General features: G+C 43.1%; 14 protein-coding genes and 1 pseudogene. 11 read left to right on the top strand and 4 right to left on the bottom strand.

The genetic code is table 11. The annotated features are described in order from the left end of the window. Nucleotides 1-2: 2 nt before the first annotated feature. On the top strand, nucleotides 3-782 hold the full coding sequence (locus MMY81_RS10170; protein WP_252312776.1) for an alpha/beta fold hydrolase: 780 nt from the start codon (nucleotides 3-5) through the stop codon (nucleotides 780-782). 196 nt (nucleotides 783-978) lie between these two features. Beyond that, nucleotides 979-1,386, top strand: a complete 408-nt coding sequence (locus tag MMY81_RS10165) for a DUF2512 family protein (RefSeq protein ID WP_252312775.1) — start codon at nucleotides 979-981, stop codon at nucleotides 1,384-1,386. A gap of 86 nt (nucleotides 1,387-1,472) precedes the next feature. Here MMY81_RS10165 and MMY81_RS10160 read toward each other — a convergent pair whose 3' ends face one another. Both MMY81_RS10160 and MMY81_RS10155 read right to left on the bottom strand, forming a co-directional pair. Then, nucleotides 1,473-1,931 (bottom strand): Hsp20 family protein, encoded by a 459-nt coding sequence (locus MMY81_RS10160; protein WP_252312774.1) that lies wholly within the window; start codon nucleotides 1,929-1,931, stop codon nucleotides 1,473-1,475. A 220-nt stretch (nucleotides 1,932-2,151) separates the two neighbouring features. Further along, nucleotides 2,152-3,078, bottom strand: a complete 927-nt coding sequence (locus MMY81_RS10155) for a bile acid:sodium symporter family protein (protein ID WP_252312773.1) — start codon at nucleotides 3,076-3,078, stop codon at nucleotides 2,152-2,154. A 210-nt stretch (nucleotides 3,079-3,288) separates the two neighbouring features. On the opposite strand from MMY81_RS10155, the gene MMY81_RS10150 reads away from it, so the two are divergent. The 4 genes and pseudogenes from MMY81_RS10150 to MMY81_RS10135 all read left to right on the top strand — a co-directional run bounded on the left by MMY81_RS10150 (nucleotide 3,289) and on the right by MMY81_RS10135 (nucleotide 8,047). Then, nucleotides 3,289-4,839: a glycoside hydrolase family 3 N-terminal domain-containing protein gene (locus MMY81_RS10150; RefSeq protein WP_252312772.1), complete on the top strand. Its 1,551-nt coding sequence runs from the start codon at nucleotides 3,289-3,291 to the stop codon at nucleotides 4,837-4,839. Continuing rightward, a complete protein-coding gene (locus MMY81_RS10145) occupies nucleotides 4,800-5,426 on the top strand; it encodes a glycoside hydrolase family 3 C-terminal domain-containing protein (RefSeq protein WP_252312771.1) in 627 nt (208 codons plus the stop codon). Before MMY81_RS10150 ends, MMY81_RS10145 begins: the two co-directional genes overlap by 40 nt. Before the next feature lie 39 nt (nucleotides 5,427-5,465). Further along, nucleotides 5,466-6,918, top strand: a pseudogene (nagE, locus tag MMY81_RS10140) (N-acetylglucosamine-specific PTS transporter subunit IIBC). A 139-nt stretch (nucleotides 6,919-7,057) separates the two neighbouring features. Beyond that, complete coding sequence (locus MMY81_RS10135; RefSeq protein WP_252312770.1) at nucleotides 7,058-8,047, top strand: class F sortase; 990 nt, start codon at nucleotides 7,058-7,060, stop codon at nucleotides 8,045-8,047. 52 nt (nucleotides 8,048-8,099) lie between these two features. On the opposite strand, the gene MMY81_RS10130 is transcribed toward MMY81_RS10135, so the two are convergent. Beyond that, nucleotides 8,100-8,810: a GntR family transcriptional regulator gene (locus MMY81_RS10130; protein ID WP_252312769.1), complete on the bottom strand. Its 711-nt coding sequence runs from the start codon at nucleotides 8,808-8,810 to the stop codon at nucleotides 8,100-8,102. A gap of 174 nt (nucleotides 8,811-8,984) precedes the next feature. On the opposite strand from MMY81_RS10130, the gene MMY81_RS10125 reads away from it, so the two are divergent. After that, nucleotides 8,985-10,898 carry a beta-glucoside-specific PTS transporter subunit IIABC gene (locus tag MMY81_RS10125; RefSeq protein ID WP_252312768.1) on the top strand — a complete coding sequence of 638 codons (1,914 nt, stop codon included), beginning with the start codon at nucleotides 8,985-8,987 and terminating at the stop codon, nucleotides 10,896-10,898. A gap of 13 nt (nucleotides 10,899-10,911) precedes the next feature. Beyond that, nucleotides 10,912-12,351, top strand: coding sequence for a 6-phospho-beta-glucosidase BglA (bglA, locus tag MMY81_RS10120; protein ID WP_252312767.1), 1,440 nt, complete (start codon nucleotides 10,912-10,914; stop codon nucleotides 12,349-12,351). Nucleotides 12,352-12,394: 43 nt separating this feature from the next. Here the strand turns inward: bglA and mobV are convergent, their stop codons facing one another. Then, nucleotides 12,395-13,609, bottom strand: a complete 1,215-nt coding sequence (gene mobV / locus MMY81_RS10115; RefSeq protein ID WP_252312766.1) for a MobV family relaxase — start codon at nucleotides 13,607-13,609, stop codon at nucleotides 12,395-12,397. 444 nt (nucleotides 13,610-14,053) lie between these two features. Here mobV and MMY81_RS10110 point away from each other — a divergent pair, with 444 nt between their 5' ends. Genes MMY81_RS10110 through MMY81_RS10100 form a run of 3 tightly spaced genes read left to right on the top strand, consistent with a single transcriptional unit; the run spans nucleotide 14,054 to nucleotide 17,021 of the window. Next, a complete protein-coding gene (locus tag MMY81_RS10110; protein ID WP_252312765.1) occupies nucleotides 14,054-15,052 on the top strand; it encodes a tripartite tricarboxylate transporter substrate binding protein in 999 nt (332 codons plus the stop codon). 23 nt (nucleotides 15,053-15,075) lie between these two features. Next, nucleotides 15,076-15,528: a tripartite tricarboxylate transporter TctB family protein gene (locus MMY81_RS10105; protein ID WP_252312764.1), complete on the top strand. Its 453-nt coding sequence runs from the start codon at nucleotides 15,076-15,078 to the stop codon at nucleotides 15,526-15,528. An 11-nt stretch (nucleotides 15,529-15,539) separates the two neighbouring features. After that, the gene (locus MMY81_RS10100) at nucleotides 15,540-17,021 is read left to right on the top strand and encodes a tripartite tricarboxylate transporter permease (protein ID WP_252312763.1); all 1,482 of its coding nucleotides are present in this window, start codon (nucleotides 15,540-15,542) and stop codon (nucleotides 17,019-17,021) included. Nucleotides 17,022-17,041 lie beyond the last annotated feature (20 nt).

Here is a 17,041-nt window from a genome sequence, read left to right as displayed (position 1 = left end):
GGATGAATGAAGTGCCCTATTTTAAAACAACAAATGCTGAAATGTATTATGAAAAAAAGGGTGTCGGCCCGGTTTTATTATTTATACCGCCGCCAGGTTTAGGAGCGGCTGTATTTGAACAGCAGTCTGAATTGGAGAAAGATTTCAGCGTCGTTACATTTGATCCAAGAGGAAATGGAAAAAGTGAAAGCGGAGATAATCAGACGCTTACGATGGAAAATTGGGCAGAAGATATAAGAGACCTGATTGATCATCTGGATGAAAAAGTAATTCTATGCGGGTATTCTCTAGGAGGAACACCGGCCCAGATTACAGCATTACAATACCCGGAAAAGGTTAAAGCACTGTTATTAGTTAATGCATTTCCAGTCGTCAATACGTTTTTTTTATCTGTTAAATTTAAGTTAGGCATTTGGAGCGCATCAGGAGGGTTACTAGGTCTTATAGGCAATGGATTATCTTTTACTCATACGAAAAAGAAAGAGCAGCAAAGAAAAATCTCAGCTAACATAAAAAATAGTAATTCCACTCTGTTAAAACAGATGTATAAGAGCGGGAAAATGTATGATGCAAGGGAACAGCTTAAATATCTCACCTGTCCCGCATTTGTTCTATATGGAAGTGCGGATGTACTCACCTTGAAATACGTAAAAGGTTTTCAGAAAAGAATTCCTGATCTTGCTGTTACCCGAATAAAAGGAGGGGCACATCAGCTGCCTACAAAACATGCTGGAGAAGTAAACGGCGCTATCCGTCAAATAAAAGGCCGTCTGCAAAGCTAATAAAAGCTTTAGGCAAAAGCGCGTTTCACAGCCAGAAGAAGTGGGGAAAGGGAATATTACATTCTTATTATGCCGGGAGTAATCTACAGAACAACGAAGCTGATGGATAAGCCGAAAAAAGATGCTATGTCTTTTTTCGGCTTTTTAAAATAGATAGGATTGTATGGCGGAAATGAATGTAAAAGGGGGGATACGGATGCATCACGTTATTGCATTATGTATAAAAATAGGGGTTGTCAGTCTTCTTACATGGATAGTGCTCTATCTTATTTTTGACCAGTTTAATCTGGCAGAAACAGCTGCTGTTGCGTTATTGGTAGCATTGTTCATTTACGTTCTTGATTTGACCATTATGCCGCTGATCAAAAACATCTACACGACCCTGGGGGACGTAATAACCGCGTTTTTAATAATGTGGTTTCTTGGCACGTGGATGGGATCTGAACCTGTAGAGTTATATACAGGATTTGTTATTGTATCTGTGATTATTGGGATTTTCGAATTCTTTTATCACCGCTTCTTACTAAACAGAATCTTCCCGGAAGATGAAGAAGGAAGCCAGTCCATGTATGGGGAAAAAGAGTATAAGAGAGTAAATGAATAAATAACTAAAGAAGTTAAAAAAGAGCATTCATTATCCCTTTTGTAAGGGGAAGCGAATGCTCTTTTTTGTATAATCTCAAAGCCAACTTATTGTACTTCTATACGCTTGAACGTAAATTGATTTTTGCTGTTTAACTTTGGCACCTGAATCGTAAGAATCTCTTTTTGATACTGCACTTTAATTTTCTCTTCTTCCACCTGGCCAATATAAAAGCTTCGCAAAAAAGTATCAAAAGAACGTTCTTTACGAATGTATTTTCTGAGGTCATTTTGTAATGTAGGCACGTCTCTTTCACCGCGCATGGTTATATAGCCATTTTCATACTCAACGCTTATTTCACTTTTGTGAAAACCCTGAAGTGCTGCTTCGAGTACATACATTTGGCTGTCTTCCCATATATCTATCTGCGGAAGGCCATAGCTTGTTGTCCAGTCTTCCACCAAGTGTTCCCTGAAAGGCTGGGCGCGGAAAACGTTAGATGTCTCAGGGGAAGTTACCCCTTCTTTTAGATTTTCTTTCTTAGTGCGGGGCAGTAAATGTGTCATCTTTATCTCTCCTTTAGTTATGTGAAAATAAAAAAGCCGAAAAGAGAGAGCAGGTGCTCTCCACTTTTCGACTTATGTTCAGCTCTATAGTCTAAACGATTGCTGTCAGATATTTATTGTTTTGCGGGTCTTCTTTGTAAATAAATTGACTATATTTTATAATCCCCTGTTTATAACAAGATAAAACACTTTTTTCCAGTAAAGAGCTGAAATAATAAAATCAGACAGTGTGTTTAAATCGATTAGAGACAGCAGAGCCGATTGATAAATTAAAAATCATGTTAATAATAGGAGGAATGGCTCCTATATCGCCGATAAATTCAAACGCAAGAATAGCTGCAAGCGCTGTATTGCAGAGGCCGACATGAAAGAGAACGGCTCTGGCGTCTGCTTCGGACAGGCGCAGTTTTTTTGCAGCCACATAGGCAAGAGCCATTGGTGCCGTGACCTGAATAAAAACTATGACCGTAAGAAGAGGCATGACAGGCAGATACCCCCGGACGGCTTGTGCTCCCTCACCTGTAATGAGGTGAACGATCAGGAGAAGAGACAAGGACGAGCCAAGCCGGGTCAGCGATTGGGAATAGGCCGCTGCACGGGAAAACAGGCGCTGAGTTAGAAGACCAAGCATCAGCGGCATCACAACAATCAGCAGAAAAGAACGAAGCAGGTTCCAAAAAGAGATCGATACCTGGCTTCCTTCGATACCGAACATTGCTATGATAACGGCGAAGGGGCTGATAGCAGTGTCAAGCAAAGAAGAGATAACAACCAGCGATGTGCTGCCTCCGGCCAGGAATGTATATAGCGTAGCTGCAGTCGCGCTCGGGACGGTACCTGACAGAATAATCCCCGCGGCAATCTGCGGCTCGCTGGAAAAGAAGGTATAGGCGAGAATCATGGAGATACCAGCGGTCAGCGACCACTTTAACAAAGCAGCAATCATTATTTCCCGTTTTTTGAACCGCATGTCCCGGAAGCTGCTGCTGTCCATCGATAAGCCGGTAAAATAAATAACAATGCCAAGCAGAAGTCCCGGTACCCAGGAATACGTAATAATATAGTAAGGGGAAAAATAAGTAAGTACTGCGGTAAGAACAATAAGTATCGGCAGGTGAGCGGAAAGAAGTCTGGGTAGGGAAACCATCGTAACGCCCTTTCTTTTCCAAACAGAAGTTTGTAAGCGATTACTATTCTACCGGATAAAAATGGAAAAACATAGAGTAAACCTTATAAAAAGCAGGCATATTGACATAAATAAACCTTTACAATTAAATTGGTATAGACTACTATATAACTAAGAAAGAGCTATTATTCTGATAAAAGTCTACATACAAAAGAAGGAGGAAGACTGCCTATGAAATACCCTATGCAGCTGGGCTTAACTGTATTATTAATAAGTCATTTATGGATGCCGGAAGCCATGCAGGCACAAAAATCCATGCAGGAGGAGGGAGATATATTTCTTTTGGAAAATGTTCCTTACTTAGAACAAGAGGTCTTACAGAATATCGAAGAAGATGATGCTTTAACGGTGCTTCGATATACGTCGGGAGGCGGCTATTCGGAGGTGACGGACGGCGTTAAGTGGCGGTCTTCCAATCCTTCTGTAGCAAAAGTAGATAAAAAAGGCAGTCTTTCCCTGAAAAAATCCGGGAAAACGAAGCTTACAGTTTCAGATGGAACGAATAATGATTCCATTATGTTACACGTAGACGATGATGAAGCATCTTTGAAACCAGCTGAAGGAGACCGCTACGCAATGATAGACCGAGCGCTGGATGAAATGACGCTTGAAGAAAAAGTCGGGCAGATGATGATGCCGGACTATCGAACGTGGGACGGGGAAAATGTGACAGAAATGAATGACGACATAAAGAAAGAAGTACAGGACCATCATCTCGGTGGAACCATTTTGTTTTTTGAAAATGTGGAAACGACAGAACAAACGGTGGATCTTGTTCAGGATTATAAGGAAACAGCGGATAAGTTCGGCATGCTCGTAACGATTGATCAGGAAGGAGGCATTGTAACCCGATTGCAGGAAGGAACCGATTTACCCGGGAACATGGCAGTAGGTGCAGCGGATTCAGACGAGCTGTCCCGACAGGCAGGAAGCGTTATCGGTGCGGAGCTGGAGGCACTCGGCATTAATATGAATCTGGCGCCGGTAATGGATGTCAATAATAATCCTGATAATCCAGTGATTGGTGTCCGCTCGTTTGGGGAGGATCCGGTCCGCGTAGGAGAGCTCGGCAATGCCTACACGGACGGCCTGCAGGAGCATGGGATTGCCGCGATTGCAAAGCACTTCCCGGGCCATGGTGATACGAATGTAGACTCTCATATAGGTCTTCCGGAAGTGCCGCATGACAGGGACCGGCTGTTTGATGTCGAACTGGTTCCTTTTCTGGCTGCTCAGAAAGAAGGAATGGATGCTATTATGACCGCACACGTTACGTTTCCTAATATAGATGATACGGTCGTCTCCTCGAGAGAGGACGGCTCGGATATTGCACTGCCGGCAACATTGTCCGAAAAGGTGCTTACCGGATTAATGCGGGATGACATGGGATTTGAAGGAGTCGTAATGACGGACGCTATGAACATGGAAGCTATCGATACTCATTTTGAACCGGTGGATGCTGCCGTTCGCACGATTAATGCGGGCACCGATATTGTTCTAATGCCCGTTGGACTGCCGGACGTATACGACGGGGTAATGGAAGCCGTAGAAACAGGAGCCATTAAAGAGGAACGAATCGATGAAGCAGTCGAAAGAATACTGCTTTTGAAAATGAACCGCGGTGTTTTTGCCGAGGAATCACCTGCAGACCGTAGCGAGCTGAAAAAGAGGCTCTGGATACGGTGGGATCTGAAGAACATCAGAAAACAGAACAAAACATAGCAGAACAATCAATCACTGTTGTAAAAAATGACGGAGAAGTGCTGCCGCTTGATGCAAACAGTGAGCAGACCATAACAGTCGTTGATTCTTCCTACAGCGGGACCATAGATGAGGAAGTAGTCGCAGAAACACAAACAGGTTCCCCGCTTGCAGATGAAATTAACAGCCGTGCAGAAGTAGTCCATCATATAGCACTTGAGCCGGATCAGGATACGCTCAGCGAGGAAGATACAGCAAAAATCGAAGAATCCGACGTGATTATTATTGGTTCGATGACATCGACCTCAGAAGAGAGAGCAGCGGATAATCCTAATATGAAGCTGTTCAATCAGCTGATTAACACGTACGATATACCGGTAATTGGGGTCGGGGTCCGTAATCCATATGATCTATCCGCCTACGAAAAGGCCGATGCCTACGTGGCACAATACGGCTTTCAGGACGCAAGCTTTGCTGCAACGGGCCGGGTGTTGTTCGGGGAAATCCCACCGCAGGGAACACTTCCGGTAAGTCTGCCGGCAGCGGATGGTACGGAGCTGTACCCGGCCGGACACGGTCTTTCGTTTGATTCAGAAAAGCCGGAATAAAGCATAACACTATAAAAAAATAATAGGGGGTTGGTATGTATGATGAAATATATACAAAATATCGGGCGCTCGTTAATGCTTCCCGTAGCTGTACTTCCGGCAGCAGCCGTGCTCTCAGGTATAGGGAACTGGATTATTGGTTTTGATGAGGGCAATGTGGCAGGGTTATTTTTATTAAACGCAGGTCTTTCTATTATTGATCATATCGCTATCTTATTTGCAATTGGTGTTGCTATCGGCATGTCTCGTGATAAAGACGGGGCGGCGGCTCTGAGCGGTCTTGTCGGTTTTCTTGTTATTACACAGCTTTTGAACGTCGATTCAGTAGCAGGGCTTACGGGAGTACCGGTGGAAGAAGTACCACTCGCCTATGAAGCAACGGAAAATGTATTTATAGGAATTATTACCGGCTTGGTAGCGGCTGCTTTGTACAACCGCTATAGCCAGGTGAAGCTTCCTGCCGCGCTCGCCTTTTTCAGTGGGAAGCGGCTGGTGCCGATTGTAACCGCCGCGGCATCAGTAGGACTGGCGGCCATCTTTTTCTTCATTTGGCCGGTTGTTTACAACGGCCTGGTGGTATTTGGAACAACGCTAAGCGATATGGGCTCCGTCGGTGCCGGCTTGTATGGATTTTTCAACCGGCTGTTAATCCCGACCGGTCTTCACCATGCGCTTAATCAGGTCTTTTGGTTTGATCTTGCTGGTATTAATGACTTTGGAAATTACTGGAGCAGTGAAGGAGAGCAGGGTATTACCGGACGATATATGGCAGGCTTTTACCCAATTATGATGTTCGGACTGCCGGCTGCTGCGCTTGCGATGTATCATACAGCAAAAACGAGCAGCGCAAAACAGCAGCATCTCTCCTTTTAGCAACCGGATTTGCTTCTTTTTTCACCGGTGTTACCGAACCGCTTGAGTTCTCATTTATTTTTTAGCACCGCTTTTATATGTAGTGCACGCGGCATTAACCGGGCTTTCCTTATTCATAGCAGCTAATTTTGAATGGATTGCAGGCTTTGGCTTCAGCGCCGGTCTCGTCGATTATCTGTTGGCCTTTGCGATGCCGCTGGCGAGTCAGCCGTATATGCTGCTTGTACAGGGAGTCTTTTTCGCCATCATTTATTATGTTTTGTTCCGTTTCTTAATTGTGAAGCTGGACCTTTTAACACCAGGACGGGAAGAAGAATTAGCTGTAGCAGCGGCAGGTGGAATGACTGAATCTGACATTGATCAGGATGATGCCACCGCTGTTCAGGCCGCCGGAATTATTGAAGGTCTGGGAGGGGCATCTAATATTGCCGCTATCGACAGCTGCGCGACAAGACTGCGCCTGGAAGTCAACGATATGGACAAAGTAAACGAGGCACGAATTAAACAAACCGGCGTACCGGGAACGAATATTGTCGGTAAATACAATATTCAGGTGATTGTCGGCACCAGCGTTCAGTTTGTAGAACAGGAAGTTAGAAAACAGGTAAACAAAGAATAGTGTGCAGACCGGCCTCCCACAGAGGCCGGATTTTTTATAAATATACGTAAAAAGTGATCCATCTGCTGCTGTATTTCGTTAGCTACATAACAGATAAAACGAATGCCATAAAAGGATATAATAAGGTGGGGGTCAGTTTATGACACGGATGAACCAAAATAAAAAAGCTCGAAGAAAAAGCAGTATTCTGATTGTGCTCGCTATGCTTTTGTTTGCAGGGGTTGCCGGCTATTCGGGGTTTCAGGTGTTTGCGTCTGGTTCATCGAATCAGGATACGACTCCCGCCGACGTGCAGGAGCGCCCGGAAACAAACGGAGAAGATTTAGGGGAGTCACTGGAAGCGGTGGAAGAAGAGTTTGTCCTTTTAAATGAAGCAGAAGCCGAGATGGCTCTGGAAGAAGAAGCAGAGCAGACTGCACCTTCCGGCCTTTCGATTCCTTCGATTGATATTACGGCAGAGCTTGAGCCGCAGGGCGTGCTTGAAAATGGGCAGATGGGCGTGCCTTCCACCGAAGACGGGGTCGCCTGGTTTGAACCGGGGGCAAAGCCCGGTGAAAAAGGAAATGCGGTGATGGCCGGACATGTGGACAGCAGAACCGGGCCTGCCGTATTTTATGATCTGGATAAGCTGGAAGAAGGCGATGAGATTGAAGTGACCGATGAAGAAGGGGAAGTACTGACATTTGTAGTGACCCACTCCGTCAGCTACGACAGAACGGAGGCGCCGATTGAAGAAATCTTCGGGCCATCAAATACACGCAGCCTTAATCTAATTACGTGTACCGGCACGTTTGACCAGGCCGAGGGAACGCACGATGAACGCCTGGTCGTATATACGGAGCTTCAGGAGGAGGACGTCCAAAAAATAGAAAACGGCGATCCTCCCGAAGCACCGGACAATGTCATTCTTTCAGCCAGCCAGCTGTCGTTTCATGCCGTCCGCGATGAGAATGTGGCCGGATACCGGGTGTATGAGAGGAATGCAGAAGGAGAGGACCAGCATATAGAGAGTATCGCTGTTCACGAAAGAAAAAGCTTCAGTTCACCCGATCTGGCAGACGGTGAGTATTACGTTACCACCGTAGATATTTTCGGACAGGAGTCCGAGCCATCCGAACCAGCAGAATAGAAAGCAGGCCCCTGTATGAGATCCACTCTGTACAGGGGCCTGTTTTGTCTATTTATAAGAAATAGTTATTCGCCTGGATAAAAAACTGAGATTGTTCATAGTTGTAGGTGATTTTTGAAAAGTCAAACGGCTGTCCGTTGGTGAGATGGAAAATCTGTTCCATAAATAATCCGGGAGAAGCATTAGGCAGCCGAAGCAGTCCGGCCTCTTCTTCGTTAATCTTTCCAATATTAAAATACAAATCGGAAAATCCAATATTTAAGCCCAGTGCTTCGCTTATATAATTGAAAATCGATTCAGAAGCAATTTCATTGTTTAAATAGGGCACGATCGACTTATTGTAATAGGACTCCTCGACACATAACGTCTGTCCGTTAATATACCGGACTCTTTTTACATAATATACGCTCTCTGCCGGGTCAACTGCCAGATTACGGGCAGCCTCTTCTGTAGGGATCCGCACATCAAGCGCGAGTACTTCCGAGGTAATTTGAAAACCATCCAGCTCTTTTTTGAAGCCCTGATTGGAAAGAAGCCCAATATAGCCTCTACGCTTATGTCTCCGCACGAAGATGCCGCTTCCCCGCACTTGATAGACGATTCCCTTTTTTTCAAGTAGATCCAATGCCTTTGTAATGGTGCTTTTGCTGACTTCAAACTGAACCATAAAAGCGTCAAGGACGGGAAGTTTATCTCCCTGCTGCAGGTCTTTTTCTTCTATATCTTTTTCGATTTCGGCTGCAATCTGCTGGTATTTTAACATGGACATTCCTCATTATCGTCTAGTTTAGCGCTGGTCTGTGTTCCAATTCTACCATAATTGTGCTGAAAACAGTTTAATTTAATTGTACATACATCAAAAATTTATATAGTAATTATTAAATTGTTACGGTACAATATAAAATGTAAACGGATAACAATTGAAGGAGGATGGAATGTGGCAGAAAAAGTAAGGGACTATCCAAAACTGGCAAAAGATATATTAGAAGCAGTAGGAGGAGAAGAAAACGTTCTCAGCGCAACAAGATGTGCGACAAGGCTGCGTATTGTACTGAAACGGTCCAAGCCTGATGCGAAGCAGCTCGTAGCTTCGATGCCCGGTGTTATTACCGTTGTGGAAAACAGCGGCCAGTTTCAGGTTGTAATCGGCCAGCACGTGGGGGAGGTTCACGATGAATTTGTTTCCCTCGTGAAAAACGACGTATCAGAGGATACGCAGGAAAGCAAAGGAACGGTCGTCAACCGGGTTATTGCAACGATGTCAGCTGTATTTGCTCCTTTTATCTATATATTGGCAGCAGCAGGTATCCTTCAGGGTATGCTGATACTTATTAACTTATTCTCGGACTCATTCGCCGAAACCGGTACTTATCAAGTATTCAGTTTTATATCCTGGGCGCCTTTTACATTTCTGCCCATTTTCATTGCTATTACAGCTTCCAAACATTTCAAAACGAACATGTATATAGCGGTGGCCGCCTGCGCCGCGCTTGTGACTCCAGAGTGGGCAGGCATGGCTGCAGAGATTTCGGAAGGGGCGCAGACCACGTTTGCCGGGTTGCCGCTGTCGGAAACGGTATACACCTCTTCGGTGCTGCCTCCATTGTTTCTCGTCTGGATCTTGTCTTATCTGGAAAGGTTTTTAAACAAACGAATTAATGAAGTCATTCGTCCTTTATTTGTTCCATTACTATGTCTTGTCATTATGGTGCCATTGACAATTGTTTTGATAGGTCCTATTACTACATTGGGTGCGAATGGTATTGCCAACGGCTATAATTTCCTTGCAGAATATGCCCCGGCACTGGCAGGAGCTATTATCGGAGCTTTCTGGCAGGTTCTTGTCATCTTTGGTGTTCATTGGGGTATTACACCAATGGTATTGGCTAACTTCGAATTATATGGAAGAGATTCGTTCCAGGCGTACCAGACCATTGCCGTGATGGCACAGGTCGGTGCAGTGCTCGGTGTTATTATTAAAACCAGATCACAGGAAATTAAGAAGGTGGGTACCTCGGCCGGTATTACCGGCATTTTCGGTATAACCGAGCCGGCTATTTACGGTATCACCCTGCGATTTAAAAAGCCGTTTATTTACGGTTGTATCTCCGGCGCTGTCGGAGCGATCGCCGCAAGCTTCTTTAATCCCTACTACTTTGCCTATGCAGGGCTTCCCGGTCCGCTTACGATTGTAAACGGAATTGACCCGGAATATCCGATGTCAATCTGGGGTATCCTTCTTGGTGTAGGCATTGCGGTTATTCTTCCTATTATTTTGATTCAACTTCTCGGTTTTGGCGAAGATACCGCAAAACAGGCTGGAGACAATACGCTGATTAATGAGCAGGGAAGCAGTGCCCAGGCGGCAGCGGCAGTAAATGAAGACACAAGAATTAATGAAGAAACCGTACGTGCTCCGTTTGCCGGAAGTGTCATTCCTCTTGATCAGGTGCCGGACGAAGTATTCAGCTCCGGAGCTATGGGTAAAGGGGTTGCCATAAGACCTTCAGGTAACAAGGTCTACGCACCTTTTAACGGCACGGTTGTGATGACCGCGCCGACAAAGCACGCCATCGGCCTTCGCTCGGATGCAGGAGTGGAACTTCTGATACACGTGGGATTGGATACGGTGAATCTGGAAGGAAAACCATTCACTGTGAAGGTAGAAAATGACAGCACTTTTGAAAAAGGAGATCTGCTGCTTGAATTTGATAAGCAGTCGATTGAAGCGGAAGGACTGGATACGATTACACCTATTATCGTGACCAATTCCGGCGATTATGAAGAAATCATTTTTAAAGACGAAGCAGACAGCACGCTCGATCAGGAATTATTCACGGTTATAAAATAAGGAGGACAAATATATGTCAACAATGCCAAAAGATTTTCTATGGGGCGGCGCGCTTGCTGCCCATCAGTTTGAAGGGGGCTGGGATCAGAGCGGTAAAGGCCCAAGTGTCGTTGATGTAATGACAGCGGGAGCCCACGGCGTTGCTCGGGAAATTACGGAAGAGATTGAAGCCGATACATTTTATCCTAACCATGAAGCCATTGATTTCTACAGTCATTACAAAGAAGACATTGCCTTATTTGGGGAGATGGGGCTGAAATGCCTGCGTACATCGATCGGATGGAGCCGGATTTTTCCAAAAGGAGACGAAGAGGAACCAAATGAAGAGGGCCTGCAGTTTTACGATAATGTACTGGACGAATTAATTAAACACGGAATCGAGCCGGTCATTACGCTGTCCCATTTTGAAATGCCGCTTCATCTTGCCCGGGAATACGGGGGATTCCGCAGCAGAAAAGTAGTTGATTTCTTTGTCCGGTTTGCGGAAGTATGCTTCAGCCGCTACAAGGATAAAGTGAAATATTGGATGACATTTAATGAAATTAATAACAAAATGGACGTGGAGAATCCGTTATTTCTATGGACTAACTCCGGTGTTGTTGTAAAAGAAGGCGAAAACGCTAAAGAAATTATGTATCAGACAGGGCACCATGAGCTGATAGCAAGTGCGCTCGCCGTAACAAAAGGAAAAGAAATTAATCCGGCATTTGAAATTGGAGCGATGGTTTCCCATGTACCGATTTATCCTTACTCCTCCAATCCTGAAGATGTGATGCTTGCAGAAGAATCGATGAGACAACGTTATTTCTTTCCGGATGTCCATATTCGCGGCTTTTATCCAAGGTATGCATTGAAAGAATTTGAAAGAGAAGGATATGACATTCCTTTTGAAGATGGAGACGAAGAGATTTTGAAAAATGGCACTGTCGACTATTTAGGCTTCAGCTATTACATGTCGACTACCGTTAAAAGCGGGGCGCAGAATAATACGACTGGAAATATCGTAAACGGCGGTCTGGCCAACGGAGTAGAAAATCCGTATATCAAATCAAGCGACTGGGGCTGGGCCATTGATCCAACAGGCCTGCGCTATACGTTGAACAGATTGTATGATAGATATCAGATTCCATTGTTTATTGTAGAAAACGGTTTTGGTGCCGTGGATACACCAGAAGAGGACGGATCCATCCATGATACCCAGCGGATTGAATATTTAAGGTCCCATATTGAAGCGCTGGAAAAAGCCGTGGAATATGACGGTGTCGAGCTGTTGGGATATACCCCGTGGGGAATTATTGATATTGTTTCCTTTACGACCGGGGAAATGAAAAAGCGGTACGGCATGATTCACGTAGACCGTGATAATCAGGGCAAGGGATCGATGAAGCGTTCGAAAAAAGAGTCTTTTGACTGGTACAAAAAGGTGATTCAAACGAACGGCGAACAGCTGTAAATAAAAAGAAGGAAGGCTTTCCATACGGAGAGCCTTCCTTCTTTTATGATTTAGGATAGTTGTGGTCATCAACTGCGATTTCTTCTGGAAATAAGCGTTGAAAATGGAGTTTTTCCTGCCGGGTAAGGGATTGTTTGCCCTGCTCGAAAAAGTCTCTGGCTCCTTCTAGTTCTTCAGGATCTTCGCTGTTGTAGAAATCGATAGGTACTTCTTTCGTTTTACTCGATAAATGGGCGGAAGCTTTCGCGTGTCCGATCGCCCAGTTCAAATGCTCGTAAGAGTCCGAGAACATCTCTTTAAAATGAAGCAGCGTATCGCGTAGCAGCTCGGATTCACTATTTAATACTTTCCCATAGGCAAGCGCCTGGTCTTTCGTTTGTTTGATTTCACGCAGACGGGTCCGTGCTTCATTTAATTCAGCCTGCGACTGCTCATACTTCTGCTTGTAGGAATCAGCATCCCGGCGTCTGGTGTAGGAATGAAGCGCCAGCGTATAAAGCTGTTTGTAGTCTTCCTTAGGTATTTCCATGACTGGTTTTGTTTTAAATCCTTCAGAGAGATGGATGGCATTTTTTTCTTTTACCGATCCCGTTAATTTTTCAAATTCGCCGAGAAATCCTTCGCCGTCATGCAGACGCTGCTCCAGCCGAGTTACTTCTTCACGAAGGATCAAAAGGTCGCGCTCGTGTGCTTCGAGGTGAAGCTCTTCAACCTTCGGATCCGGGCGGTCCAGATCAAAATTATGCTGCTTTAAAAACGTATGAAATTCGGCCTGGAGCGTGTATAAATCTTTATTATGTCCAAAAAAGTCTTTGGCAGAAAGCTGACCGTCGACAGTAAATGGAATAAATCCAATATGAAGGTGGGGGGCACTTTCGTCTTTATGTACGGCTGCATACATGATATTTTCAAGGCCGTGCCGTTCTTTAAAAAATAGTAAGCTGGTATCAAAAAAGCGTGCTTCTTCTTCAGGGGAGAGGCTTTCAAAGAAAGAAGCGTCATTTATTACCGTCATATTGCACAGCTTAATCGTTTCTTTTCGAATCACTTTCTGACCGGAATAGCGTTGATCAATCGTTTTATTAATGACTTTTTTATAGTCAAACGGCTGCTCGTTTATCAAATCATAATTTAGAACGGTACGGCGCCGATCAATACCATCACCGGGGAGCGCCTCTTTTTCACGTTGAATGTGAGCCTGGACTTCTTTTAATTCGGACCCTTTTACTTTCTGTAGATGGAGCACCGGGTAACTCATGCTGAATTTTCTCCCTTCTGGCAGGAACGTTATGTATACCAATAAGTGTAGCATATTTTGGGAGGAGAAGAGGAGTGAGTGAAGATCGTTATAGTATGAAATAGAAAGAAACGTTTAAATTATTCAACAAAACCTGCTATTTTCTAAATAATAATTTATTTTTAGAAAATTATTAATACTTAGATAATTTATATATCTATAAATTTAGAGTTTTAAATAATAAAAAATTAAATTTTTGTAACTTTTATTAGGTAAAATGGTATACCTTTTTTAATTATCACAAAAAAATGAAATTAAAATTAAAACTATAAAACCCTTATATAAAAGCATTTAATAATAAAATACAAAAAATATCATTGACATAACAATAATGATACATCATAATTTCAATCAAATGGTATACAATATATCGTTTTAATCATTATAACAAAGGGGGAAAGTTTTATGAGAGTGTTTAATAGAAGTACATTTGGTCTGATCTCCATCTCTGGCTTGTTGTTAGTAGCAGGATGTGGTGGGGGTGGAGAATCCGGTGGAGAAGCCGATTCAGATTTTCCAGAAAATGATATTACAATGATTGTACACACAAGTGCCGGCGGTCCTGCTGATTTAATGACAAGAGAATTAGCTAGTGCTATGGAGAGTGTGATAGACCAAAATGTCGTAGTAGAAAACCAGCCTGGAGGAAGTGGAGCAACTCAAATGAATGAAATTACAAGTGCGAGCCCAGATGGTTACACACTTGGAACGATGACACCTTCGCAAGTAGGTTTAATAAATGGAACATTAGATGATCAATATGAAATAGATGACTTTTCGTGGTTAACTCGTTCACAAATAGACCCTTATGTCTTGGTAGTACACAATGACAGTCCTTTTGAGACTATTGATGACTTTGTAGAAGAAGCAGAAGAAAATCCAAATTCTTTAACTGTCGGTGGTTATGGTGCCCAGGGATCCGGTCATAATATCGCTTTTAACATTTTTTCTGAAAGCGCTAACATTGAAGCGGATTGGACTCCCTATGAAAGTACAGGAGATGCAGTAACAGGGGTATTAGGACAGCATATAGATGTAGCTAATTCGAATCCTGGAGCAGTGGGAGAATATGTAGAAAGTGGAGATTTAAGAATTTTAGGGGTCATGTCGGATGAAAGACTTGAAGCATTCCCAGATGTACCTACTTATGAAGAAGAAGGGTATGAAGTTGATACAGATTGGCAGCAATTTAGAGGTATTTACGGACCACCAGAGATGCCTGAAGAAGTTAAAGAATCTTTAAGTGAAATATTCCTTGAAGCAATGGAGACGGAAGAATATCAAGAATACATGGACAATGCTTATATGGTTGAGGGTGCTTTAGGTCACGAGGAGACTGATGAATATATTATGGGGGTGGATGAACTAAATAGGGAATGGTATGAAAGAATCGGCTTTGAATAGAAGGTTTGTAATGGAGGTGTAGCATGATTTTAACTAAATCTTATACAGCTGATATAGTGATATCTTCAATAATGATTTTACTATCACTATGGTTTTTAATAAATTCGATGGGGCTTCCGTTAAGCCTGGGTGGTGGTGATGTAGGAGCAGCTGCTTTTCCTCTCTTTGCTTCATCTCTATGTCTGATATTTTCTATTAGTCTACTCGTTATTGGGATTAATCAGTACAAGAAGAAAAACGAAGATATAATTCGATTTGATAATCCAATGCGAATACTATCTGCTGTAGGGGCCTTCGGAATGTATGCATTTTTAATGCCATTAATTGGTTATTATATTTCGACCATAATATTTATGCCCATTTTATTGATAATAGCACAAGAAAAAAAGTGGCTGAAAATAACTCTAGTAACACTTGGATTTTTACTTTTTTCCTGGGCGGCATTTGATATTGCATTAGGGGTGCCACTACCGTAGGAGGCTAAATAATGTTTGAGAACTTAATGACGGGCTTTTCCACTTTATTTACTATAGAAATAATGTTAATGATTTTATTAGGCACTCTGGTGGGTTATTTTATAGGTGCTTTGCCGGGATTAACTCCAAGTATAGGTATCGCTTTATTAATCCCATTTACATTCACTATGGATCCTATCCCAGGGTTGATTCTACTTATTACTTTATATGTAGCTGCCGAATACGGTGGTGGTATAACTGCCATTGTACTAAATGCTCCAGGAACTCCCGCTGCAGCTGCTACCTCATTTGATGGATATCCTCTTACGCAAAAAGGAGAAGCAGGAAAAGCATTAACTGTTTCCATTGTGGCTTCGGCAATAGGAGCTGTAATTAGTGCGATTCTCTTAATATTCACTGCTGTTCCAGTAGCTGGAGTTGCTCTACAGTTTGGTCCGGCTGAATATTTCGCACTAGCAGTTTTTGGTTTAAGTTTAGTAAGTAGTTTAAGCCAAGGTTCAATGCTGAAAAGTTTGATAGCTATGCTGTTTGGATTAATGGTTATTACTATCGGTATTGATCCAGTTGATGGAGTAGTAAGATTTGCTTTTACAAACGATTTGTATTCGGGAGTTCCTTTCTTACCAGCTTTAATAGGATTATTTGCACTGTCAGAAGTTTTCAATATGATTGAAACGTCAGGTCAGCCTCAGAAAAGAGAAATAACTAAAATAAAGGGTTTCGAGGGGTCATTAACTGCTTTAAGAAAGATTAAATTAACTTTAGTGCGCGCTCCTTTGATTGGTTATGTTATCGGCGTTATCCCTGGTGCCGGTACGACCATTGCTTCATTAATTAGTTATAACGAGGCAAAAAGAACAGCCAAAGATAAAGAATCATTTGGACAAGGTAACCCAGAAGGAATTGCTGCTTCAGAAGGTGCTAATAATGCAGCGGTACCGGGTTCATTGGGTCCATTGTTAGCACTTGGAATTCCAGGTTCGGCAAGTGCTGCTATATTAATTGGAGCACTTACGATTCATGGTCTTGAACCAGGGCCAATGTTGTTTACAAGAACACCGGAAATACCTTATTCCATTTTCGCTTCATTATTGCTCACTGCTCCTCTTATGTTAGCGTTTGGCTTGTTAGGAGTGCACATGTGGGTAAGGGTAACACTTATTCCCAAGCATATATTAGGTATAATAGTAGGTAGTATATGTATTTTAGGTGCATACGCTTATAGTAATTCTATGTATCCTGTCTGGATTATGTTGATATTTGGAGTGGTAGGCTATATATTCAGAAAAGCGAACATACCAACAACACCTGTAGTGCTAGCGATGGTTCTTGGTTTTTTAATGGAAGTGAACTTCCGAAGAGCTATGGTAGTTTCAGGAGGAGACGTTGGATTCATTTTTTCTCAGCCGATTGCTGCAGTATTACTAGTCTTAGCCGGATTAAGCTTGTTTGTACCTATTATTAAGAGTTTTAGAAAACCTAATAATACCTAGTTTATAATTAGAAGGAGAAT

Source organism: Sinobaca sp. H24 (assembly GCF_023845525.1).
Note: the sequence above shows the minus strand (reverse complement) of the source record. Positions and strands in the feature narration are given on the sequence as shown.